18 protein-coding genes are annotated in these 21,773 nt (G+C 57.2%); 12 read left to right on the top strand and 6 right to left on the bottom strand.

Features of this window, described 5'->3' with window-relative positions; all coding sequences use genetic code 11:
• Positions 1-82: 82 nt before the first annotated feature.
• Positions 83-982 (top strand): LysR family transcriptional regulator, encoded by a 900-nt coding sequence (locus USG84_RS14805; RefSeq protein ID WP_253540871.1) that lies wholly within the window; start codon positions 83-85, stop codon positions 980-982.
• A gap of 36 nt (positions 983-1,018) precedes the next feature.
• Here USG84_RS14805 and USG84_RS14810 read toward each other — a convergent pair whose 3' ends face one another.
• On the bottom strand, positions 1,019-2,803 hold the full coding sequence (locus tag USG84_RS14810) for a diguanylate cyclase (protein ID WP_253540873.1): 1,785 nt from the start codon (positions 2,801-2,803) through the stop codon (positions 1,019-1,021).
• Positions 2,804-2,915: 112 nt separating this feature from the next.
• Positions 2,916-4,025: an AI-2E family transporter gene (locus USG84_RS14815; protein ID WP_151413313.1), complete on the bottom strand. Its 1,110-nt coding sequence runs from the start codon at positions 4,023-4,025 to the stop codon at positions 2,916-2,918.
• Positions 4,026-4,349: 324 nt separating this feature from the next.
• Here USG84_RS14815 and mmuP point away from each other — a divergent pair, with 324 nt between their 5' ends.
• The 6 genes from mmuP (at position 4,350) to tauD (ending at position 10,284) form a co-directional block, all read left to right on the top strand.
• Entirely contained in the window at positions 4,350-5,750 is a 1,401-nt protein-coding gene (gene mmuP, locus USG84_RS14820) for an S-methylmethionine permease (protein ID WP_041911121.1), read from the top strand.
• Positions 5,737-6,669 (top strand): homocysteine S-methyltransferase, encoded by a 933-nt coding sequence (gene mmuM, locus USG84_RS14825; protein WP_151413312.1) that lies wholly within the window; start codon positions 5,737-5,739, stop codon positions 6,667-6,669. Before mmuP ends, mmuM begins: the two co-directional genes overlap by 14 nt.
• Before the next feature lie 202 nt (positions 6,670-6,871).
• A complete protein-coding gene (tauA, locus tag USG84_RS14830; protein WP_151413311.1) occupies positions 6,872-7,834 on the top strand; it encodes a taurine ABC transporter substrate-binding protein in 963 nt (320 codons plus the stop codon).
• Positions 7,835-7,844: 10 nt separating this feature from the next.
• A complete protein-coding gene (gene tauB, locus USG84_RS14835) occupies positions 7,845-8,612 on the top strand; it encodes a taurine ABC transporter ATP-binding subunit (RefSeq protein WP_253540875.1) in 768 nt (255 codons plus the stop codon).
• Complete coding sequence (gene tauC / locus USG84_RS14840; RefSeq protein WP_253540876.1) at positions 8,609-9,436, top strand: taurine ABC transporter permease TauC; 828 nt, start codon at positions 8,609-8,611, stop codon at positions 9,434-9,436. The genes tauB and tauC overlap by 4 nt, the downstream gene beginning before the upstream one ends.
• Positions 9,433-10,284 carry a taurine dioxygenase gene (tauD, locus tag USG84_RS14845; RefSeq protein ID WP_253540877.1) on the top strand — a complete coding sequence of 284 codons (852 nt, stop codon included), beginning with the start codon at positions 9,433-9,435 and terminating at the stop codon, positions 10,282-10,284. Before tauC ends, tauD begins: the two co-directional genes overlap by 4 nt.
• 69 nt (positions 10,285-10,353) lie before the next feature.
• Here the strand turns inward: tauD and USG84_RS14850 are convergent, their stop codons facing one another.
• Together USG84_RS14850 and hemB are read right to left on the bottom strand one after the other, a co-directional pair.
• Positions 10,354-12,078: a lysophospholipid acyltransferase family protein gene (locus tag USG84_RS14850; protein WP_253540878.1), complete on the bottom strand. Its 1,725-nt coding sequence runs from the start codon at positions 12,076-12,078 to the stop codon at positions 10,354-10,356.
• 72 nt (positions 12,079-12,150) lie between these two features.
• Positions 12,151-13,125 carry a porphobilinogen synthase gene (hemB, locus tag USG84_RS14855; protein WP_061099078.1) on the bottom strand — a complete coding sequence of 325 codons (975 nt, stop codon included), beginning with the start codon at positions 13,123-13,125 and terminating at the stop codon, positions 12,151-12,153.
• 446 nt (positions 13,126-13,571) lie between these two features.
• Here hemB and USG84_RS14860 point away from each other — a divergent pair, with 446 nt between their 5' ends.
• Positions 13,572-16,346 carry an autotransporter outer membrane beta-barrel domain-containing protein gene (locus USG84_RS14860; protein WP_253540880.1) on the top strand — a complete coding sequence of 925 codons (2,775 nt, stop codon included), beginning with the start codon at positions 13,572-13,574 and terminating at the stop codon, positions 16,344-16,346.
• A gap of 87 nt (positions 16,347-16,433) precedes the next feature.
• On the top strand, positions 16,434-17,060 hold the full coding sequence (locus USG84_RS14865; RefSeq protein WP_253540881.1) for a helix-turn-helix domain-containing protein: 627 nt from the start codon (positions 16,434-16,436) through the stop codon (positions 17,058-17,060).
• A 2-nt stretch (positions 17,061-17,062) separates the two neighbouring features.
• Here the strand turns inward: USG84_RS14865 and ampH are convergent, their stop codons facing one another.
• Entirely contained in the window at positions 17,063-18,223 is a 1,161-nt protein-coding gene (gene ampH / locus USG84_RS14870; RefSeq protein WP_061099077.1) for a D-alanyl-D-alanine-carboxypeptidase/endopeptidase AmpH, read from the bottom strand.
• A gap of 204 nt (positions 18,224-18,427) precedes the next feature.
• Here ampH and USG84_RS14875 point away from each other — a divergent pair, with 204 nt between their 5' ends.
• From USG84_RS14875 to USG84_RS14885, 3 genes are all read left to right on the top strand, one after another.
• Positions 18,428-18,961 carry an isochorismatase family protein gene (locus USG84_RS14875; RefSeq protein ID WP_253540883.1) on the top strand — a complete coding sequence of 178 codons (534 nt, stop codon included), beginning with the start codon at positions 18,428-18,430 and terminating at the stop codon, positions 18,959-18,961.
• A gap of 115 nt (positions 18,962-19,076) precedes the next feature.
• A complete protein-coding gene (gene sbmA, locus USG84_RS14880) occupies positions 19,077-20,297 on the top strand; it encodes a peptide antibiotic transporter SbmA (protein ID WP_253540885.1) in 1,221 nt (406 codons plus the stop codon).
• A gap of 14 nt (positions 20,298-20,311) precedes the next feature.
• Positions 20,312-21,409 carry a DUF1615 domain-containing protein gene (locus USG84_RS14885; RefSeq protein ID WP_151413375.1) on the top strand — a complete coding sequence of 366 codons (1,098 nt, stop codon included), beginning with the start codon at positions 20,312-20,314 and terminating at the stop codon, positions 21,407-21,409.
• Here the strand turns inward: USG84_RS14885 and USG84_RS14890 are convergent.
• Positions 21,406-21,705, bottom strand: coding sequence for a DUF2755 family protein (locus USG84_RS14890; protein WP_014882725.1), 300 nt, complete (start codon positions 21,703-21,705; stop codon positions 21,406-21,408). The two genes, USG84_RS14885 and USG84_RS14890, sit on opposite strands and share 4 nt — an antisense overlap.
• Between the last annotated feature and the right edge of the window lie 68 nt (positions 21,706-21,773).

Raw genomic sequence — 21,773 nt, forward strand, 5'->3', positions numbered from 1 at the left:
TGATGAGTGCGGTCACTTTACTCATCGCCCAATCGGAGATAAATTAGCGAAATTGAAAAACATTTGTTCCTGAAAGAGCAAAATGAGCAGAAAATTCGATTATCTCGGCGATGTTGAAGTCTTCATTACTGTCGTTGAACATGGCTCATTTACCGCGGCTGCGGTTGCCCTTTCAACCACCCCCTCAGTCCTGAGCCGCGCGGTATCCCGCCTTGAAGTGCGTCTTGGACGACAGCTATTACAGCGCACCACACGCCGCGTGGGGCTAACGGAAGCCGGACGGATTTATCTTGAGCAGGCGCGTTCTGCTTTTTCCCTGCTTGATGAGGCCGAACGCGATGGCCGGGGGCAGGGGGGCGATCTGACCGGCCGGGTACGGATCAGCGTCCCGACCACGTTCGGACACTATTGCCTGCCGCCCTTGCTGGCTCGCTTTTCCCGGCACTATCCGCGCGTTAAGGTGGAGCTGAACATCACCAATCGCAACGTAGATCTGATCGCCGAAGGATTCGATCTGGCTATTCGTCTGGGTCAAATGCCTGACAGTGGATTCGTCGCGCGTAAACTTCAGGATGCGGCACTGCTTTTGGTCGCCTCGCCCGCTTACCTTCAGCGGATGGGAATGCCGCAAACGCTGGATGAACTGCAGCAGCATATGTGTCTGCCTTTTATCATGCCGCGTACGGGCCGCATTGCCCCCTGGGTATTTCGCATGGGCGAACGCGATGTGGACTGGCTGCCGGCTTCCACCATCGAAACGTCAGATGATGTTCTTGGCGTGGTATCGCTGGCTGAATGCGGGATGGGGATCTGTCAGAGCTATGAATTTATCGTTCGTGAGCGGATACAGCGCGGCCAACTCGTTGAGGTGCTCCCGCAACTTCGCGGACGTTCGCGGCCTTTCTCGCTGATTTATGCGCCACACCGACGTCAGTCGGCAGCCACCCGGGCCATGATCGATCTTCTGACCACGGAACCATGACGCGGGTGTCTCCGTCATGAAAAAAGCGTCTTATTCTTAACCCGCCTCCAGCATCCCAAAACTCACAATTCGCGAGCGTCCCAACTCTTTCGCCCGGTACAGGGCCACGTCCGCGGCGCGCAGCAGGTTGTCACTCTCGGCATGCTCTGGATAGCTGGCGATACCAATCGACACATCCACCGGACCAATCTCAGTCAGCCCGTAGCGAAGCGACAGACCATGCACGCCGTTGTAAATCTTCTGCGCGCAGGCGTGCGCCTCTGCTTCACCGGCACCGGGAAGCAGAACCAGAAACTCCTCGCCCCCGTAGCGGAACGCCAGCCCGCCGTCGTGCGCGGCCCGCTGAACAATCGTCGCCACGTTTTTGATTACCCCATCGCCGGCCTCGTGGCCAAAGCGGTCGTTAATGCTCTTAAAGTGATCGATATCGATCATCATGCAGCTTAACGGCTCGCCGTTGCGCACGGCCTGCGTCATTTGCGTATGCAGGGTGTCTTCCAAATGATGACGATTACGCAGGCCGGTAAGCGGGTCAAACAAGGCTTTTTCCAGCAGCGCGTCGCGCAGGCGCTGATTCGCCAGCGCCAGTCCGAGCGCCTCGGCCATCAGTTCCAGATACGCGCGTGCAGGGGCATTTTCCGGTGTGATGTTCTGGAACGAGAGCAACCCAATGGCCTCGCCCTGGGCGATAAGCGGTACGCACAGCGCGCTTTCCGCCTGTGACGCCGGGAGATGATAGCAGGCGACATCCGGCTCACCGTTAACCGGCGGGTGGCTCTGACCGCGACGCACGGCCCAGCACGCATCGGGGTGGAACGTGGTCTCATCATCTGCCGGTGAAAGCCACTGGGCGACGCAGCGCATTTGCCACGGATCGCGGTCAAAAACGTAGAGCCGGCCCGCTATCCCCGGCGCGATATTGGGCGCAAACTGCTCCGCCACGTTAATCACGTCTTTAAAATTTTCACACCCCTGCAGCCGCTGCGTCATGCGCGCCAGCAGCTCGCGGATGGCCCAGTCGGCATCGCGCTCTTTTTCCAGGCGCTGCCGCGCAAGGCCATTTTCGCGGAAGATGCGGATGGCCTGAGCCATATCGCCTATCTCATCAACCTGGGTGAAATTAGGAGGTTCGACGGCATAATCCTGTGATGCCAGACGATGGACCACGTCGCTCAGGCGTACTACCGGACGCAGCACGCGGCGCTTGAGGATAAAGCCCATCACAAACAGGAAGAGCACGGCGGTCAGTCCGACCATCACCTCAGAAGCGGTACGAAGCGCTTTTGACGTTCTGGTGGCTGCCTGCACGTCGGCAATAATGCGTTTGTCCAGCAGCATGCGAAAGCGGTCGATGTTACTCTGCGCCCGCTCTAATTCCAGTTCATAACTTTTACCGAAGAGTAGCGCAACGGCTTGCTGTTCCTCGCCGCGGGCGATGCCGTCAATGGCTGCCTGCTGCTCATCCTGCAGTTCGTCAACAATCTTCAGTCCGTCATACAGCAGCGCCAGCTCCTCACCCGATGCCCCCGTGTTTTTGAGCTGTTGCAGCGTATGTTCAATATTCTTCAGTTCAGCTTCTTTTGCCTGATATTTTTCCAGCACATCAGGTTCTTTTTTGATGGCGTAAAGTCGCGCCAGATCAGAGAGCATCCAGGTGTCTATTTCAATCTCTTCCGTAAGCTGATCAAAGGTTTGTCGTTGTTTAACGGCCTCACGTTCTATGTTGTCGGCATGGGAAGCCATCAGCATGACGATGCCGGATGCAATGGTCAGGCATACCGTGACTCCATAAGCCCAGTTTGTGATCGTGGCGATTCGCACCTGATGGTTTCCTCTACGACATAATGGAAAAGCGTTCTTATCAGATTATAGAAAACCTCTGATTCAGGGCGAAAAAAAGGCGGCACTGTGCCGCCTTTCAGAACGCCCGTTATTACAAATCTGGAGAGTTTTTTCCCTCTTCGATGAAATCGGCGTCCAGCTCTTCGGCATTACCCTCGTGATCGCGGCCGGAGAAGAGGTTCCAGCAGGCGATAAACAGCGCGGCAATGAGCGGCCCAATCACAAAGCCGTTAATGCCGTACAGCTCCATACCGCCGAGGGTGGTGATCAAAATCAGGTAGTCCGGCATTTTGGTGTCTTTCCCCACCAGCAGCGGGCGCAGGATATTGTCCACCAGCCCGACGATAATCACGAAGAAGCCAACAATAAACAGCCCCTGCCAGAGCTGGTGCGTGGCGAACAGGTAGATGGCGGCTGGCACCCAGACAATCGCCGAGCCGACGGCGGGGACCAGCGAGAGGAACGCCATCAGCGCGCCCCAGAGCACGCTGCCGTCGATGCCCGCGATGGCAAACGCGATCCCGCCGAGCGTGCCCTGAACGACGGCCACCACCGCCGTCCCTTTCACCGTCGCCCGGGAGACGCCGACGAACTTGGCGAACAGGTGCTGTTTAACAAAATCAGACAGCGGCAGGGAGTCGAGGATCTGGCGTACCAGATACGGTCCATCCTTCAGCAGGAAGAACAGCAGATAAAGCATGATGCCGAAGCTAATCGCAAAGCCAAACGTCCCTTTGCCGATCAGGAACGCGCTGCCCGCCAGATACTGCCCGCCCTGCAGCGCGACGTCGGAGAGTTTTTTCTGGATCTGCGCCGCGTTGGTCAGGTTGTGATCCGCCAGGAAGCCGCTGGCCCAGTCCGGGAGGTGGTTGAAGATGCTCGCCACCACTTCCGGGAATTGGGTGTTGTTCTCCTGAAGCTTCGTGTAAACCACGTTCAGCTCAATGGCGAGCGAGGAGAGGATCACCATCAGCGGGATGAAGACGATCAGGCAGATAATGCCAATCGTCAGCAGCGAGGCCAGCCCGTTGCGATCCCCCAGCGCGGCGCGCAGTTTGTTTTTTACCGGGTTGAAAATGACGGTCAGAATAGCGGCCCACAGTATCGCGGAGAAGTAGGGCGACAGCACGTCGAAGAAGGCCCAGGTCACAAGGGCGAGAATGAAAATAAAGAAACCTTTGGTCAGTCCGTTAAAGCGCATCAGTCAGTCCTGGTTACTAATAAACTGTGACGACTATAGAACCGATTGCGAGAATTACCAACCCGGCGGCCAGTGGAGCAATATCGTGGTATGAATTTAGCACTTTCGACTGACCGTAAATCGCACGTTCCCGCACCATGCTGTGAGTATCTGCTTGCGGAGGTGCTTATGGCCTGGCGTCCCATTCTTTATGTGATCCTCACGACCCACCCCAGACTCAGCGCGCGGCGCGCACGTTTGCGTCTGGTCATCTAGCTTTTTATTAACAATCGCGGTATAACACCTTCTTTGGATGTTTAGATGTCCATACGTATAGAAGGTAATATGCAAACACAACAAGAAAATGGACAGCTTAAGCGCACCATGAAAACACGCCACCTGATTATGCTCTCGCTGGGCGGCGTGATTGGGACAGGGTTATTCTTCAATACCGGATACATCATTTCCACCACCGGTGCGGCAGGCACGCTGCTGGCGTACCTGATCGGCGCGCTGGTGGTCTGGCTGGTGATGCAGTGTCTGGGCGAGCTCTCCGTGGCGATGCCGGAAACCGGCGCGTTCCACGTCTATGCCGCCCGCTATCTTGGCCCGGCGACGGGCTACACCGTGGCGTGGCTCTACTGGCTCACCTGGACGGTGGCGCTAGGGTCGAGCTTTACTGCCGCCGGGTTCTGCATGCAGTACTGGTTCCCGCAGGTGCCCGTCTGGGCGTGGTGCGTGGTCTTCTGCGTGGTGATTTTTGGCCTTAACGTCATCTCCACGCGCTTCTTTGCCGAAGGGGAATTCTGGTTCTCGCTGGTGAAGGTCATCACCATCATCGCCTTTATCATCCTCGGCGGGGCGGCGGTCTTTGGCTTTATCCCGATGCAGGACGGTTCACCCGCGCCGGGCTTAAGCAACCTCACTGCCGAGGGCTGGTTCCCGCACGGCGGCCTGCCGATCCTGATGACCATGGTGGCGGTGAACTTTGCCTTCTCCGGGACCGAGCTTATCGGCATCGCGGCGGGTGAAACCGAAAATCCGCACAAGGTCATTCCGGTTGCGATCCGCACCACCATCGCGCGGCTGATCATCTTCTTTATCGGTACCGTGTTCGTGCTGGCGGCGCTGATCCCGATGCAGCAGGCGGGCGTGGAAAAGAGCCCGTTCGTGCTGGTGTTTGAGAAGGTCGGCATTCCTTATGCGGCTGATATCTTTAACTTCGTGATCCTGACGGCGATCCTCTCGGCGGCGAACTCCGGGCTGTACGCGTCTGGCCGCATGCTGTGGTCGCTCTCGAATGAGAAAACGCTCCCGCGCTGCTTTGCCCGCGTGAACAAAAACGGCGTGCCGCTGACGGCGCTCTCGGTTTCCATGCTCGGCGGCGTGCTGGCGCTGTTCTCAAGCGTCGTGGCCCCGGACACGGTGTTTGTCGCGCTCTCGGCCATTTCTGGCTTTGCGGTGGTGGCGGTGTGGATCAGCATCTGCGCGTCACACTTCGTCTTCCGTCGCCGCCATCTGCAGTCCGGCCAGCCGCTCTCTGCGCTGCAGTACCGCGCGCCGTGGTATCCGCTGGTGCCGGTGCTCGGTTTTATCCTCTGCGTGGTGGCCTGCGTCGGCCTGTGGTTTGACCCCAGCCAGCGCATTGCCCTTTATTGCGGGCTTCCGTTCGTCGCCCTGTGTTATGGTGCCTACTACCTGACCCGAAATATGACATCGCAGGAGCCTGAACATGTCGCAGAATAATCCGCTTACCGACATCCTTGAAAAACAGCCGTTTGTGGTGCTGGATGGCGCAATGGCAACGGAGCTGGAAGCGCGCGGCTGTAACCTTGCTGACAGCCTCTGGTCGGCCAAAGTGCTGGTGGAAAACCCGGATCTTATCCGCGAAGTGCATCTTGATTACTACCGCGCGGGCGCGCAGGTGGCGATCACCGCCAGCTACCAGGCCACGCCTGCGGGCTTTGCGGCACGCGGTCTGGACGAGGCGCAGTCCCGCGCGCTGATTGGCAAAAGCGTGGAGCTGGCGCGTAAGGCGCGCGAAGCGTACCTGGCGGAAAACCCGCACGCGGGTACGCTGCTGGTAGCGGGCTCCGTTGGGCCTTACGGCGCGTATCTGGCGGATGGCTCAGAGTATCGCGGCGACTACGTGCGCAGTGCCGAAGAATTCACAGAATTCCACCGCCCGCGCGTGGAGGCGCTGCTGGACGCGGGTGCAGACCTGCTGGCCTGCGAAACGCTGCCGTCGTTTACGGAAATAAAGGCGCTGGTCGCGTTGCTGACGGCGTATCCCCGTGCCCGGGCGTGGTTCTCCTTCACCCTGCGCGACAGCGAGCACCTGAGCGACGGCACGCCGCTGCGGGAGGTGGTTTCTTCTCTGGAGGGCTATCCGCAGGTTGTCGCGCTGGGCATCAACTGTATCGCGCTGGAAAACACCACGGCGGCGCTGAAGCAGTTGCAAAGCCTGACGCCGCTGCCGCTGGTGGTCTACCCGAATTCGGGCGAGCATTATGATGCGGTAACCAAAACCTGGCACCACCACGGCGAAGCGTGCGAGACGCTGGCGGGGTATCTGCCGCAGTGGCTGGCGGCGGGAGCGAAGTTAATCGGCGGATGCTGTCGCACCACGCCGAAGGATATTGCGGAGCTGAACGCGCAGCGCTGAGGTTTAATGCGAGCAGTGAACAATCCCCTCTCCCCTTTGGGGAGAGAGTTAGGGGGAGGGGAAAAACCAACCGCACAATACTGACTATCCTTTCCCGCTTTTTTTCTAAAAACGAATCGTCATTAGCGATTCTTTTTTATTCCTTTATCAAAATTCCCGCGCCGGAAATACTGCCCTCATAACAACAAGGGGAGCAGGCACTATGGCAATTTCATCGCGAATCACACTTCTCGGCGCGCTGGCGCTGTGGGCATTTCAGGCGCAGGCGGTGGACGTTACCGTTGCGTATCAAACCTCGGCGGAGCCGGCGAAGGTTGCGCAGGCGGACAACACCTTTGCGAAAGAGAGCGGCGCGAACGTCGACTGGCGCAAGTTCGACAGCGGCGCGTCCGTCGTGCGTGCGTTAGCGTCCGGCGACGTGCAGATCGGCAATATCGGCTCCAGCCCGCTGGCGGTCGCGGCCAGCCAGCAGGTGCCGATTGAGGTTTTCCTGCTCGCCTCGCAGCTCGGTAACTCTGAAGCGCTGGTGGTGAAGAAAAACATCACCAAACCGGAAGACCTGATCGGCAAGCGCATCGCCGTGCCGTTTATCTCTACCACCCACTACAGCCTGCTGGCGGCGCTCAAACACTGGGGCATCAAGCCGGGTCAGGTGCAGATCGTCAACCTTCAGCCGCCGGCGATTATAGCCGCCTGGCAGCGCGGCGACATTGATGGGGCCTACGTGTGGGCGCCGGCAGTGAACGAGCTGGAAAAAGACGGCACCGTGCTGACCGACTCCGAAAAAGTGGGCCAGTGGGGCGCGCCAACCCTCGACGTGTGGGTAGTGCGCAAAGACTTCGCCGAGAAACATCCTGAGGTGGTGAAAGCCTTCGCCAAAAGCTCGATCGACGCCCAGCAGCCGTACATCAGCAATCCGGATGAGTGGCTGAAGCAGCCCGCCAACCTGGAAAAACTCTCCCGCCTGAGCGGCGTGCCGGAAGCGGACGTGCCGGGCCTGGTGAGGGGCAATACCTATCTGACCCCCGCGCAGCAGGTGCAGCAGCTGAACGGGCCGGTGAGCAAAGCGATTGTGGATACCGCCACCTTCCTGAAAGAGCAGGGCAAAGTGCCCGCGGTGGCGGCGGATTACAGCCAGTACGTCACCGACCGCTTTGTGAAATAAGGAGTCCGCCATGCTGAACATTACGAACCTGTATGCCGATTACGGTGGTAAACCCGCGCTGGAGGACATCAACCTGACGCTGGGCAGCGGTGAACTGCTGGTGGTGCTCGGCCCGTCCGGCTGCGGAAAAACCACGCTGCTGAATCTGATCGCCGGGTTTGTACCGTATCAGCACGGCACCATTCAGCTGGAAGGCAAAAAGGTGGAGGGCCCAGGCGCCGAGCGCGGCGTGGTCTTCCAGAACGAAGGATTACTTCCCTGGCGCAACGTGCAGGAAAACGTGGCGTTTGGGCTCCAGCTTGCGGGCATCAATCGCGAACAGCGGCTGGCAACCGCGCGGGCGATGCTGAAAAAAGTGGGGCTGGACGGGGCGGAAAAACGCTTTATCTGGCAGCTTTCCGGCGGCCAGCGCCAGCGCGTCGGGATCGCCCGCGCGCTGGCGGCGAATCCGCAGCTGTTGCTGCTGGACGAGCCGTTCGGGGCGCTGGACGCCTTTACCCGCGAGCAGATGCAAACCCTGCTGCTGCGCCTGTGGCATGAGACGGGCAAGCAGGTGCTGTTAATTACCCACGATATCGAAGAGGCGATGTTTATGGCGACAGAGCTGGTGCTGCTCTCACCGGGGCCGGGGCGCGTGCTGGAGCGTTTGCCGCTGGATTTCGCCCGTCGCTACGTCGCGGGAGAACCCGTGCGCAGCATCAAATCCGATCCGCGGTTTATTGAGCAGCGTGAATACGTCTTAAGCCGCGTGTTCGAACAGCGGGAGGCCTTCTCATGAGCATCGTCTTCAGTGAAAAAACGCGCCGCACGCGTCCGGCGCTGCGCTGGCCGTTCTCGCGCCCGCTCGCGTTGAGCGTCGGCACGCTGCTGGTGCTGCTGGCAGCGTGGTGGGCGGTTGCGGCCCAGCAGTGGGTCAGCCCGCTGTTTCTGCCGCCGCCGGGGCAGGTGCTGGCGAAACTCATCACCATCGCCGGGCCGCAGGGTTTTATGGACGCTACGCTTTGGCAGCATCTCGGCGCAAGCCTGACGCGCATTCTGGTGGCGCTGCTGGCGGCGGTAGTTATCGGTATCCCGGTCGGGATCGCGATGGGCCTAAGCCCGACGGTGCGCGGCATCCTCGACCCGCTGATTGAGCTTTATCGCCCGGTGCCGCCGCTGGCCTATTTGCCGCTGATGGTGATCTGGTTCGGTATCGGCGAAACGTCAAAGATCCTGCTGATTTATCTGGCGATTTTCGCGCCGGTTGCCATGTCGGCGCTGGCGGGCGTGAAGAGTGCCCAGCAGGTGCGCATTCGTGCGGCGCAGTCGCTGGGCGCCAGCCGCACGCAGGTGCTGCTGTTCGTGATTTTACCCGGCGCGCTGCCGGAGATTTTAACCGGGCTGCGCATCGGCCTCGGCGTGGGCTGGTCCACGCTGGTGGCGGCAGAGCTGATCGCCGCCACGCGAGGATTAGGGTTTATGGTGCAGTCGGCGGGAGAGTTCCTGGCGACTGACGTGGTGCTGGCAGGGATTGCGGTGATTGCCGCGATCGCCTTCGGATTAGAACTGGGGCTGCGCGCGCTACAGCGCCGCCTGACGCCCTGGCATGGAGAAATACAATGAGTGAACGACTGACCATCACCCCGCTGGGGCCGTACATTGGCGCGCAGGTGTCGGGCCTGGATGTGACCCGCCCGCTGAGCGACAACCAGTTTGAGCAGCTGTACCACGCGGTGCTGCGCCATCAGGTGGTGTTCCTGCGCGAGCAGGCGATCACCCCGCAGCTGCAGCGCGCGCTGGCGTCGCGTTTTGGCGACCTTCATATTCACCCGGTCTATCCGCATGCGGAAGGGGTGGAGGAGATTATCGTTCTGGATACCCACAACGATAACCCGCCGGACAACGACAACTGGCACACCGACGTGACCTTTATCGAAACGCCGCCCGCGGGCGCGATTCTGACGGCAAAATTGCTGCCGGAAACCGGCGGCGATACGCTGTGGGCCAGCGGGATCGCCGCATTCGAGGCGCTCTCTGCGCCGTTCCGGACGCTGCTGAGCGGCCTGCGGGCGGAGCACGACTTCAAAAAATCGTTCCCGGAATACAAGTACCGTAAAAGCGAAGAGGAACATCAGCGCTGGCAGGAGGCGGTGGCGAAGCATCCACCGCTGCTGCACCCGGTGGTGCGCACCCATCCGGTCACGGGCAAGCAGGCGCTGTTCGTGAACGAAGGGTTCACGACGCGCATCGTGGACGTGACGGAAAAAGAGAGCGAGGCGCTGTTAGGTTTCCTGTTCGCGCATATCACTAAGCCGGAGTTTCAGGTGCGCTGGCGCTGGCAGGAGAACGACCTGGCGATCTGGGATAACCGCGTGACGCAGCACTATGCCAATGCGGACTATCTGCCGCAGCGAAGGATTATGCAGCGGGCGACGATTTTGGGGGATAAGCCGTATTATCGTGCGCTTTGAGCCCCTCACCCTAACCCTCTCCCCAAAGGGGCGAGGGGACTGTACGGTGCGGTTTTCACCCTCTCCCTTTCAGGGAGAGGGCTGGGGTGAGGGTATTAAATGCGCCTCAATATACCGCTGATAGCGGTTCGCCTTCAGGTAACACAAATCCACCAGCACCAGACCGTCGACGCAGTTGTTGAACGCCGGGTCGCTGCCAAAATCAATAAACTGCACGCCGCCGGGCTCGCACAGCTCGGAATACTGTTTGTATAGCGGCGGTATGCCGCAGCCCAGATTACCGAGCAGGGATTTCAGCTTCGTCAGGTCATCCACGTAGTCCACGCCGCCAAACTGCGCGAGCACGTCCGGTAACGACGCCGGATACGGCTGACGTGACGCGGCTAGCGGATGCGTCGCGGGGAACCACAGGCGGTAAAAGGCGACCAGCAGATCCCGCGCCGCAGGCGGTAAGCCGCCGGAGATGGAGACGGGGCCAAACAGGTAGCGATAGTGTGGGTAGCGCGCCAGATAAGCCCCGATGCCGGACCACAGATAGTCCAGACCGCGACGCCCCCAGTAGCGCGGCTGAATAAAGCTGCGCCCCAGCTCAATGCCGTGCTCCAGCACGTCCTGCATTTTGTCGTCGTAGTGGAACAGGCTGTAGCTGTACAGCCCGTCAACGCCGCGTTTTTCCAGCTGCATGGCCGTCGGCATAAAGCGATACGCGCCGACGATCTCCAGATCCGCTTCATCCCAGAGGATCAGGTGCAGATAATCGTCGTCGTAGCTGTCGGTGTCCCGGCGTTTCCCGCTCCCTTCCTCCACCGCGCGAAACGCAATCTCACGCAGGCGGCCCAGCTCGCGCAGAAGCGGCGCCTCTTCCTGCCCGTTGCGCTGCCACAGGTAGATGGTTTTACCGTCGCTGGTTTTACCCAGACACTCGGCCTGCGCCAGCTCGCGTTTCAGGGTGGCCCGGTCTTCCGGACGGGCGATGGCGCACTGGGTTTTGAAGACGCCAGGCAATCCCTTGCCAAGACGCATCACGTGCTGACGGCACTGCTCGGCCATCTCACGCGAGGAAAGGGTGGCGCTATGCCAGTGATGCCAGGCGATCTGCTGGCCGATTTTAATCGGCAGCTGGCTGTGGCGGCGGCGGAACATCTGCTGCATCAGCAGCAGCATCGACAATGTCGGCGACACCAGCGTGCTGGCATAAAAGAGCAGGCTGTTGTGCGCCTGAATATGCACAGGCAGCAGCGGGGCGCGCAGCTTGCTGGCGAGTTTGATAAAGCCGGAGTGCCATTTTTTATCGCGAATGCCTTTGCGCGTGGGGCGTGAAACTTCTCCCGCCGGGAAGAAGATCAGCACGCCCGCGTTTTGCAGATGCTGCTCCATCTGAACCAGAGACGATTTCGCCGTCCTGCCGCCCATATTGTCCACCGGAATAAACAGCGAACTGAGAGGCTCAAGGTGGGTCAGCATCCGGTTGGTCACGACTTTAACGTCGCGTCGCACGCGGGAGACGGCGTACATCAGCGCCAGCCCGTCCAGCGTGCCTGTCGGGTGGTTGGCAATAATGACCAGCGGGCCATGTTCGGGGATTTGTTCAAGATCGCGGGCGGAAACGGTGCAGAGAATATCAAGGTGCTCCAGAACTTGCTCCACCATATCCAGTCCTTTCAGGTGGCGGTGAGCGGCGGCAAACTGCTGGAATTCTTCTTCGTAAAACAGCCTTTTTAACAGACTTTTTTGCCAGGGTGCAGGCCTCGCCTGAGGCCAAAGATCGTCGAGAACGCTATCGAGGCTAAACATGATTACTCCTCCTGCCGTCTTGCGAAGACAGTAGAAGGAGCAGATGTCGGTTGTATTGCAGTTTGGTGAAGATTAGCGGAGGATTTTTTTCTCGGCCAGATCCAGCGCGAAGTAGCTGAAGATCAGATCCGCGCCCGAGCGTTTGATCGCGCCCAGGCTTTCGAGGATCACCTTCTCTTCGTCGATTGCCCCGGCCAGCGCGGCGAATTTGATCATCGCGTATTCACCGCTCACCTGGTAAGCCCCCAGCGGCAGTTCGGTGCGCTCGCGGATGTCGCGCAGGATATCGAGATACGCGCCAGCCGGTTTCACCATCAGGCAGTCTGCGCCCTGGGCTTCATCAAGCAGGGATTCACGAATCGCTTCCCGGCGGTTCAGCGGGTTCATCTGGTAGGTCTTACGATCGCCCTTCAGCGCCGTACCCGCTGCTTCACGGAACGGGCCGTAGAAGGAGGAGGCAAACTTGGTGGAGTAGGACATGATGGCGGTGTCGGTAAAGCCCGCCGCGTCCAGCGCCTGACGGATCGCCTGTACCTGTCCGTCCATCGCCGCAGACGGCGCGATGAAGTCCGCACCCGCAGCGGCAGCCACGACCGCCTGCTTGCCAAGGTTCAGCAGGGTGGCATCGTTGTCTACGCCGTGATCGCACAGCACGCCGCAGTGGCCGTGGGAGGTGTATTCGCAGAAGCAGGTGTCGGACATGACCACCATCTCCGGCACGGTCTCTTTGCAGATGCGGGACATGCGGGCCACGAGGCCGTCTTCTTTCCAGGCATCGCTGCCGGTGGCGTCGGTATGGTGGGAGATGCCGAAGGTCATCACCGAGCGGATCCCCGCGTTGGCGATGCGTTCGATCTCGCGCGCCAGGTATTTTTCAGGAATGCGCATCACGCCCGGCATGGCTTCGATGGCTTTGTAGTCATCAATCTCTTCTTCAACAAAAATCGGCAACACCAGATCGTTTAAGGTCAGTGTTGTCTCTTCAAACATAGCGCGCAGTGCAGGTGACTTGCGCAGGCGGCGGGGACGTGCAATTAAATCGGTCATGGTATGCCTGATGTTTGTGGAACAAAGAAGGTTAGTGTACCTCAAAGTGAAGTGAGGTGTTTTACTAAAGTGGGCATTTTGATACCGTCTAATGCAGCCTGTCTATGATTGCCTCTGAATTATATTTAGTTAACCAATCCTGCGGAATGTCGGTTCGAATTATTGATGTTAATTCTATTACGAAGGCAATATATAAATAGAAATGATCTGTTTATAAAAATTATATCACCTTTGCTTGTTTTGTTTATTTTGACTTTTTTCTTTATAGTATTTGTATTTAGCGCTCCTTTTCTCTTGTTTTACTTCTGCTGTTTGTCTGGATACGGACTTAAATGAATCATTCATTGAACCTTTTCTGATTGAAACTGCATAATTCCCTCCGCAATTAAACATTGCTAATTGATTTACGGACAAACATGCTTACGTCCCTGAGGAGGGATGACCCAATGCAAACATGGAAAAAGAAACTGGTTGTATCTCAACTTGCATTAGCTTGTACGCTGGCTATCGCTTCTCAGGCTAATGCGAAAGATATTTCCGGTACAACATATAATACGTTTGGATATGATAATACCGCATCTACGCCATGGTATTATGGTTACGCAGACTGGGATTACTCGGATGCCGCCCATGATGGCGACATTTATCCTGTCGTGAATAAATCAACCGTTAACGGGATTATTTCAACGTACTATCTGGATGATGGTGCCAATGGCCATGCAAATGCCTTGAGTATTTCCAACAGCACTATTAACGGCATGATTACGTCAGAATGTATGACCCCGGCGTGCTCAGGTGGCGTGGATGCTGACGGCACCAATCATACACAGTACGATCGTTTTAGCCTGACGGTGGATAATTCCACCATTAACGATACCTACGAACATTACGCGTATGATGTCGTTAACGGCGAAACCACTGAAACGGATTATCTGGACACCTACGGTCTGGGTAACGCAATCACCCTGGATGTTGAGTCTGATATCGTTATTCAGAACAATTCCCACGTAGCGGGTATCACGCTGACGCAAGGTTATCAGGAACTGGATAACACGCCATACGATGGTACTGAAGGTGTGGCAGACAACAGCAAAGTCTTTACCGATACGCTGGTGGTGAAAGATTCTGTGCTGACCTCCGGCGCGTACAGCGATCTGGGCACCAGCGGGTTCTATGGTCAAACCGCGAAGCCGAGCGACTACGGTGAAACGAACGCCACGGCCATGGATGACGCGGCGCTGATCGTTGCAGCCAGCGCGTCCGATAACGCCATGCAGACCACCGCCACCTTCGATCACTCCACCGTGACGGGTGATATTCTTTTCTCGAGCACCTTCGATAACAACTTCTACGAGAATGGCGATCCGGCAACGGACACCACAGACGATGGCGTCTATAACCCAACCACCAACGGCTGGGATGGCACCGATAAGCTGGACGTCACGCTGACCAACGGCACTAAGTGGGTCGGTGCGGCGCAGTCCAGCGTTGAAGCTATCAGCACATCGCAGATGTACGGTCAGGGTTACAGCAACGTTGACTGGCACGCTCTGTCCCCGAACAGCATCTGGCCTGATTCTACCTTCGACAGCAACGGTCACGTTGCGGGTGAAGACGTTTATCAGAGTGGCCTGTTCAACGTGGCGCTGGATAATGGTTCCGAGTGGGATACCCGTAAGGCCTCTAACATCGACGCGCTGACGGTCAATAACCAGTCGCAGGTCAATGTTGAAAACTCAGGCCTGCTGGCGGATTCCATCACCCTGACCAATGCGTCTGGCCTGAATATCGGCGACAGCGGAGCTGTGGCTACCGACAGCCTGTATCTGGACAGCTATAGCCGTGCAGCGCTGACTGAAGAGACAGCAGAGCTGTATGCCAACACCATTACCGTAGACAACGGTGCAGAGCTGGCGCTGGGTATGGGTCAGGTTGATACGCACCATATGGTGCTGACCGATGGCGGCGTGCTCAACGTCGCGAGCCGCGATTATGTGCTGAACAGCGACCTGGGCAACGCACGCTATGTCACCAACGATCGCTACAGCGCGGAGTATGACTACGGCGTTGTCGCGCTGAACTCCGACGGTCATCTGGCGGTGAATGGTGACGTTGCCGGTAACTACAAGGTGCGCATCGACGATGCAACCGGCGCTGGTTCAGTTGCCGACTACAAAAACAAAGAGATCGTTCGCGTCTACGACAATAACGCAGATACCGCAGCCAGCTTTACTGCCGCAAACAAAGCTGATTTAGGTGCTTATACCTATCAGGCGCAGCAGGAGGGGGATTCCGTTGTTCTTCAGCAGGAAGAGCTGACTGACTACGCCAACATGGCGCTGAGCATTCCTTCTGCCAATACTAACATCTGGAATCTACAGCAGGATACCGTTAGCACGCGTCTGACCAATAGCCGTCATGGCCTGGCAGACAACGGCGGCGCGTGGGTGAGCTATTTCGGCGGCAACTTTGACGCGGATAACGGCACCGTCAGCTACGATCAGGACGTAAGCGGCATTATGGTCGGTCTGGATACGCAGATTGACGGTAATAATGCGAAGTGGATCGTCGGTGGTGCAGCAGGTTTTGCGAAAGGCGATATCAGCGATCGTACGGGCCAGGTCGATCAGGACAGCCAGACGGCGATGATCTACGCGTCGGCGAAGTTCATGAACGACCTCTTCCTGGACAGTTCCCTGAGCTACACCCGCTTCAACAACGAACTCTCAGCCACGATGAGCAACGGTCAGTATGTTGATGGTGATACAACGTCTGACGCTGTTGGCTTCGGGATGAAGCTGGGCTATGACTGGAAACCAAACCTGTCAGGCTATATTACCCCTTATGCGGCGATTTCCGGCCTGTTCCAGTCTGGAGATGACTATCAGTTAAGCAACGATATGCGTATCGACGGCCAGTCTTACGACAGCATGCGTTATGAGCTTGGTATGGATGCGGGTTACACCTTCAACTACGGCGGCGAACAGGCGCTGACCCCGTACTTCAAGCTGGCTTACGTCTATGACGATGCTGACAATAATGCAGATATCAACACTGACAGCATTGATAACGGCGTCGAAGGCTCTGCGGTTCGCGTGGGGCTGGGCACCCAGTTCAGCTTCACGAAAAACTTCAGTGCTTACACCGATGCGACTTATCTGGGCGGCGGCGACGTTGACCAGAACTGGGGAGCAAACCTGGGTGTGAAATATACCTGGTAAAGAGAAAGCGCGGGGGATTTTTCCCCCGCTTTTTTATATGGTTTAAAAAAATAAAGAACCGACAGATACAGATGTTTTGAGGTATGCATGAACGTTAATGCGAAACCACTTTCTGAATTAAGCCGGCTCGCAAAATCTCTGGAAGTCGCCGGTACCCCCTTTAAGATCGAACCTCAGCAATTAATAACAACCGGCAATAATGATGATGAGCCGTTTACTTTTGTAATACAGTCTGGACTTACCGCTGTTCACCGGAAATCTGATGAACTTCTGATGGGCATTGCGCAGGCACCTTTTATCTATGGTTTGAACGCATGGATAAATGATAGTTATCTTGAATATTCCATGATGGCACACACCCCCTGTTCTGGATTTTATTTACCGGTCTCTGCCACGCGTCAACTTATTCAGCAAGATCATCTCTGGCAGGATGCTTTTTGCTGGGTGTCATGGATTAACCATATTCTGGGCAAGCGTGACCTGCAGCTGGTGGGAAATAACTCTTATAGTCAGATCCGGGCGATGTTGATCAATATGGCCGAGTGGGATGACTCGCTGCGCTCGAAAATTGGCGTTATGAATCATATTCAGCGTAGCACCCGTATTTCACGCTCGGTTGTTGCAGAAGTCCTGGCTGCGCTGCGGCAGGGGAATTACATCAATATGAGCCGGGGCAAGCTGGTCAGCATCAACCGCTTGCCCACGGAGTATTAAGATTAGTTAGACGCGGTAAGTACCTGGGCTTTATTGGCGCTCAGTTCGGCCACCAGGTTATTAATGCCGTCACTCATATTAACGAAGCGCGTGTTCGGAGAACGGGTGACCACCACAAACGCGCCCACGTTGGACTGCGGAATCATTGCCATGTAGGTGATGAATCCGCCGCCGCCGCCGGTTTTCTGAATAATGCCCGGACGACCATTTTTCGGCGCCATATAGACCCAGCCCAGGCCGAGCGCATCGGCTTTACCCGGCACGTCCATCCCGATGACGCGGTGCAGCTGAGTACGCTGATAGATGAGGGTCTGCATGCGATCGGCCTGGCTGCTACGGGAGTAGAAATCCGAAGAAAGGAACTGCTGCATCCAGCGCATCATGTCGCCAGGGGTGGAATAGACCCCGCCGCTGCCCACGGCCGCCAGCGTGTTGTTACACGGGCTTGCGCCTTTCTCTGCCACCATCAGGCGTTTGCACTGGTCCGGGGAAGGGGTAAAGGTGGTGTCTTTCATGCCCAGCGGACGCGTGATCTGCTCTTCAAACAGCTGCGGGTAAGGTTTGCCCGCTGCCGCTGAGAGCGCATCCGCCAGCAGATCGAACGCCAGGTTCGAGTAAGAGGCCTGCGAGCCCGGGGCGGATTTCAGCGTGGCGGTGCTCAGGTAGTTCCACCGCTGCTGGCGCGTTGGCCAGACAAAAACGTCGCGGTGCGCCGCGCCGCCCGGCTGTTCGCGGGGCAGAGCGCTGGTGTGCGTCGCGAGGTTAACAAGGCGAATTGGCGTGCCCTGATACGTCGGCACGCGGGCCCCCGGCGGGGCGTATTTGCTGAGCGGATCGTCGAGCTTCACCACGCCCTGGTCGAGCAGCTTCACCAGCATTTCACTGGTCATCAGCTTGGTTAAGGACGCAACGCGCACAACGGAATCCAGCTGCGGGCGAACGTTATTACCTGGACGCGTTTCACCAAAGCTGCGGAAAACGCGCTGGTTGCCGTCGATGACCACCATTGCCATCCCGGTCGCGCCGCTGCCGTAATAGATAAGGTTCGCGTAGCGATCGGCAATATCTGAAGCCAAAACGGGCGCCGTCAGCGGCTGGGCTGCCTGGGCGGTGGAGAAGCTCACCGCACACAGCGCGGCAAAAGAGAGCAGACAACGTTTCAACGAAAAGCATCCATGAAGTGAATGAGGAAAGTAATGGGTATTTATACTACTAATCGGCACCGTGCAATGCCCCTAATAGCATAACCATAGCGAGAAAAACGTAACCATGGGTAAATATGAAGAATTTCCCTGCGAGCGCTCTCCCATTTTGTGACATCGGGCTTATGATAGGCACCAGTGTTACTCAATCTTGCGGAGAACGGTATGTCTGAAAAGCGTGTGGTAATGGTGGTTGATATGCAGAACGGGGTGTTTGAAACCCCGCGTCATCAGCGCGAGAAGTGTGTCTCTTTGATCAACCAGCTTACGCAGGCTGCCGACACGGTGATTTTTATTCAGCATGCCGAGGCCGGGGGGCTGGAAGAGGGAAGTGACGGGTTTGCATTGCTGCCTGAACTCTATCAACCTGCTGGCGCGCTGTACGTGACCAAGACCGCCTGTGATGCTTTTTACGACACCACGCTTGAAGCGCTGTTACGCGAGCAGGGCATTCGCGAGTTTGTCATCTGCGGCTGCGCCACCGATTACTGCGTTGACGCCACGGTCAAGAATGGCGTCAGCCGCGGTTACCACATTACCGTGGCGGAAGATGCCCATACCACCGCCAACCGCCCGGCTGCCGAAGCACAGATCCTGATTAACCACCACAACGACGTCTGGCGAAATTTCATTGCGCCGGCGAACCCTGTCGCGGTGAAACGCACCGAAACAATTCTCGAAAACTGGAAAGCGAACTAATAATCAACCCACGGGTCTGACCTTTTTGCCCGAGCCGGGAGACCGGCTCGGGCAAGGTATTCGTGTGGTAATGTGTTGAGCACAGCAGCAACCATAACAACAAGAAGGAAGTATCATGTTTAAGTCTTTTTTCCCAAAGCCGGGGCCTTTTTTCCTGTCGGCATTTATTTGGGCACTGATCGCCGTCGTGTTCTGGCTGGCGGGCGGCGGTGCATGGCTGACGCGCATCGCGGGGGCGACAGGCGAGGTGCCGATTAGCGCGGCGCGCTTCTGGTCGTTCAGCTATCTGCTGTTTTATGCCTATTACGCGCTGTGCGTCGGGCTGTTTGCGCTGTTCTGGTTTAATTATTCCCCACATCGCTGGCAGACGTGGTCCATTCTGGGAACGTCGCTGATTATTTTTGTCACCTGGTTTCTGGTCGAAGTGAGCGTGGCCATTAACGCGTGGTATGCCCCGTTCTACGATCTCATCCAGAAAGCGCTGAGCGCCCCTAACCGGGTGCCAATCGGCGAGCTTTACAATCAGTTAAAAATTTTTATGGGCATTGCGATGATCGCCGTCACCGTGGCGGTGCTGAATAATTTCTTCGTCAGCCATTACGTTTTCCGCTGGCGTACGGCGATGAACGAATTCTACATGACCCACTGGGAGCGTCTGCGCCATATTGAAGGCGCTGCTCAGCGCGTTCAGGAAGACACCATGCGTTTCGCGTCAACGCTTGAGGATATGGGCGTCAGCCTGCTTAATGCCATCCTGAAACTGTTTGCGTTCTTACCGATTCTGGTTGCGCTTTCTCCCCATATTTCAGCCTTGCCGATTGTCGGACATTTACCGTACGGCCTGCTCATCCCGGCGCTGATTTGGTCGCTTATGGGCACAGGCCTGCTCGCCGTCGTCGGGATTAAGCTGCCGGGCTTAGAGTTTAAGAATCAGCGTGTGGAAGCAGCCTATCGTAAGGAACTGGTCTACGGAGAGGACGACCCAACGCGCGCTGCGCCCCCGACGATAAAAGAGCTGTTCCGCAACGTCCGTTTCAACTATTTCAGGCTCTATTTCCACTACATGTATTTCAATATTGCCCGTATTTTCTATCTGCAGGTCGATACTGTTTTTGGACTATTCCTGTTGTTCCCGTCTATTGTTGCGGGAACAATCACGCTGGGCTTACTGACCCAGATAACCAACGTGTTCGATCAGGTCAGAAACTCGTTCCAGTATCTGATCAACTCCTGGACTACGCTGGTGGAGCTGATGTCCATCTACAAACGTCTGCGCAGCTTTGAACATGAGCTGGACGATCGGGACCTGCAGGAAGTCACCAACACATTTAGCTAATACAGGGAGTTGCTATGTCTTTTGCCGTACCGCGTGCGTTACCGCTGTCCTTGCTGGCTGCCCTCGTTCTGGCGGGCTGTGCCGAAAAAGGGGCTGCTCCGCTTAAAAAGGGCGAGAAGCCCGTGGATGTCGCAAGCGTTGTGCGGCAAAAAATGCCCGCCAGCGTGAAGGATCGCAGTGCGTGGGCCGATGCGCTGGCAAAAACCTTTGAAAGCCAGAAGATTGCCCCCACCGAGGAGAATATCTGCTCGGTGCTGGCGGTGGCGCAGCAGGAGTCAATGTACCAGTCAGACCCGGTGGTGCCGGGTCTCAACAAAATCGCCTGGAAAGAGATCGACCGCCGCGCGGAGTCGATGCATATCCCGGTGTTCCTCGTGCATACCGCGCTGAAAATCACCTCGCCAAACGGCAAAAGCTACAGCGAACGGCTGGACACGGTGAAAACCGAAAAACAGCTCAGCGCCATCTTTGATGATTTCATTAACATGGTGCCGATGGGGCAGAAGCTGTTTGGCTCACTGAACCCGGTTCACACCGGCGGCCCGATGCAGGTGAGCATTGCGTTTGCCGAGAAGCATACCGACGGCTACCCGTGGGAAATTGACGGTACGGTGCGCCAGGAGGTCTTCTCCCTGCGCGGCGGGCTGTGGTTCGGCACATATCATCTGCTGAACTATCCGGCGAACTACAGCGAGCCCCTGTACCGCTTCGCAGACTTTAACGCGGGCTGGTATGCCAGCCGTAACGCGGCGTTTCAGAGCGCGGTCAGCCGCGCAAGCGGCGTTAAGCTGGCGCTGGACGGCGATCTTATCGCCTACGGCAGCAGCGAGGCGGGAAGCACCGAGCGGGCGATCCGGAAATTATCGACAACGCTTGATATGAGCAACAGCGACATTCGCCGTCAGCTTGAGAAAGGCGACAGCCTGGCATTTGAGAAAACGGATCTCTACAAGAAGGTGTTTGCCCTTGCAGAGAAGAAGAGTGGGAAAACGTTACCGAGGGCTGTCCTGCCGGGGATTCAGCTGGAAAGCCCGAAGATCACGCGTAACCTGACCACCGCATGGTTCGCAAAACGCGTGGACGATCGCCGGGCTCGCTGTATGGGGCTTTAATGGCGGCGACGAAAGCGCAGGACGAGCGCGACAACGCCTAAAATCATACACCCCGCGAGGAAGGGCACGAGGCCAAACAGCGTGCTCACGCCAAACCCGATTTCAACCCGCGGGCGTCCGTTATCCTGCACCTGCATCAGGTGTTCATAAACGCCTGGCGCGTGCACCAGCATATTAAGCAGCTGGGAGCCAGCCCAGAAGCAGAACAGGACAAACAGGGCATACGCGATATTACCCGCCGTGGAGGTTTTTGGTTTGCCGCCAAAAATCGGTTTCGACAATGTAAAGTCAGCCATGTTGACCTCCCGAAATATCACTCTGTTTTAATACGCGTCTTACGGGGTGAGTTTGACAGGTCAACGCA

This window comes from Enterobacter sp. 168J2, assembly GCF_034107265.1.
Taxonomy (GTDB): domain Bacteria; phylum Pseudomonadota; class Gammaproteobacteria; order Enterobacterales; family Enterobacteriaceae; genus Enterobacter; species Enterobacter nematophilus.

Bases quoted from the DNA above. Each gene is read 5' to 3' on its own strand.
- USG84_RS14805 (WP_253540871.1), top strand. From the start codon at position 83: ATGAGCAGAAAATTCGATTATCTCGGCGATGTTGAAGTCTTCATTACT.
- USG84_RS14815 (WP_151413313.1), bottom strand. From the start codon at position 4,025: ATGCGCTTTAACGGACTGACCAAAGGTTTCTTTATTTTCATTCTCGCC.
- mmuP (WP_041911121.1), top strand. From the start codon at position 4,350: ATGCAAACACAACAAGAAAATGGACAGCTTAAGCGCACCATGAAAACA.
- mmuM (WP_151413312.1), top strand. From the start codon at position 5,737: ATGTCGCAGAATAATCCGCTTACCGACATCCTTGAAAAACAGCCGTTT.
- tauA (WP_151413311.1), top strand. From the start codon at position 6,872: ATGGCAATTTCATCGCGAATCACACTTCTCGGCGCGCTGGCGCTGTGG.
- tauB (WP_253540875.1), top strand. From the start codon at position 7,845: ATGCTGAACATTACGAACCTGTATGCCGATTACGGTGGTAAACCCGCG.
- tauC (WP_253540876.1), top strand. From the start codon at position 8,609: ATGAGCATCGTCTTCAGTGAAAAAACGCGCCGCACGCGTCCGGCGCTG.
- tauD (WP_253540877.1), top strand. From the start codon at position 9,433: ATGAGTGAACGACTGACCATCACCCCGCTGGGGCCGTACATTGGCGCG.
- USG84_RS14850 (WP_253540878.1), bottom strand. From the start codon at position 12,078: ATGTTTAGCCTCGATAGCGTTCTCGACGATCTTTGGCCTCAGGCGAGG.
- hemB (WP_061099078.1), bottom strand. From the start codon at position 13,125: ATGACCGATTTAATTGCACGTCCCCGCCGCCTGCGCAAGTCACCTGCA.
- USG84_RS14860 (WP_253540880.1), top strand. From the start codon at position 13,572: ATGCAAACATGGAAAAAGAAACTGGTTGTATCTCAACTTGCATTAGCT.
- USG84_RS14865 (WP_253540881.1), top strand. From the start codon at position 16,434: ATGAACGTTAATGCGAAACCACTTTCTGAATTAAGCCGGCTCGCAAAA.
- USG84_RS14875 (WP_253540883.1), top strand. From the start codon at position 18,428: ATGTCTGAAAAGCGTGTGGTAATGGTGGTTGATATGCAGAACGGGGTG.
- sbmA (WP_253540885.1), top strand. From the start codon at position 19,077: ATGTTTAAGTCTTTTTTCCCAAAGCCGGGGCCTTTTTTCCTGTCGGCA.
- USG84_RS14885 (WP_151413375.1), top strand. From the start codon at position 20,312: ATGTCTTTTGCCGTACCGCGTGCGTTACCGCTGTCCTTGCTGGCTGCC.
- USG84_RS14890 (WP_014882725.1), bottom strand. From the start codon at position 21,705: ATGGCTGACTTTACATTGTCGAAACCGATTTTTGGCGGCAAACCAAAA.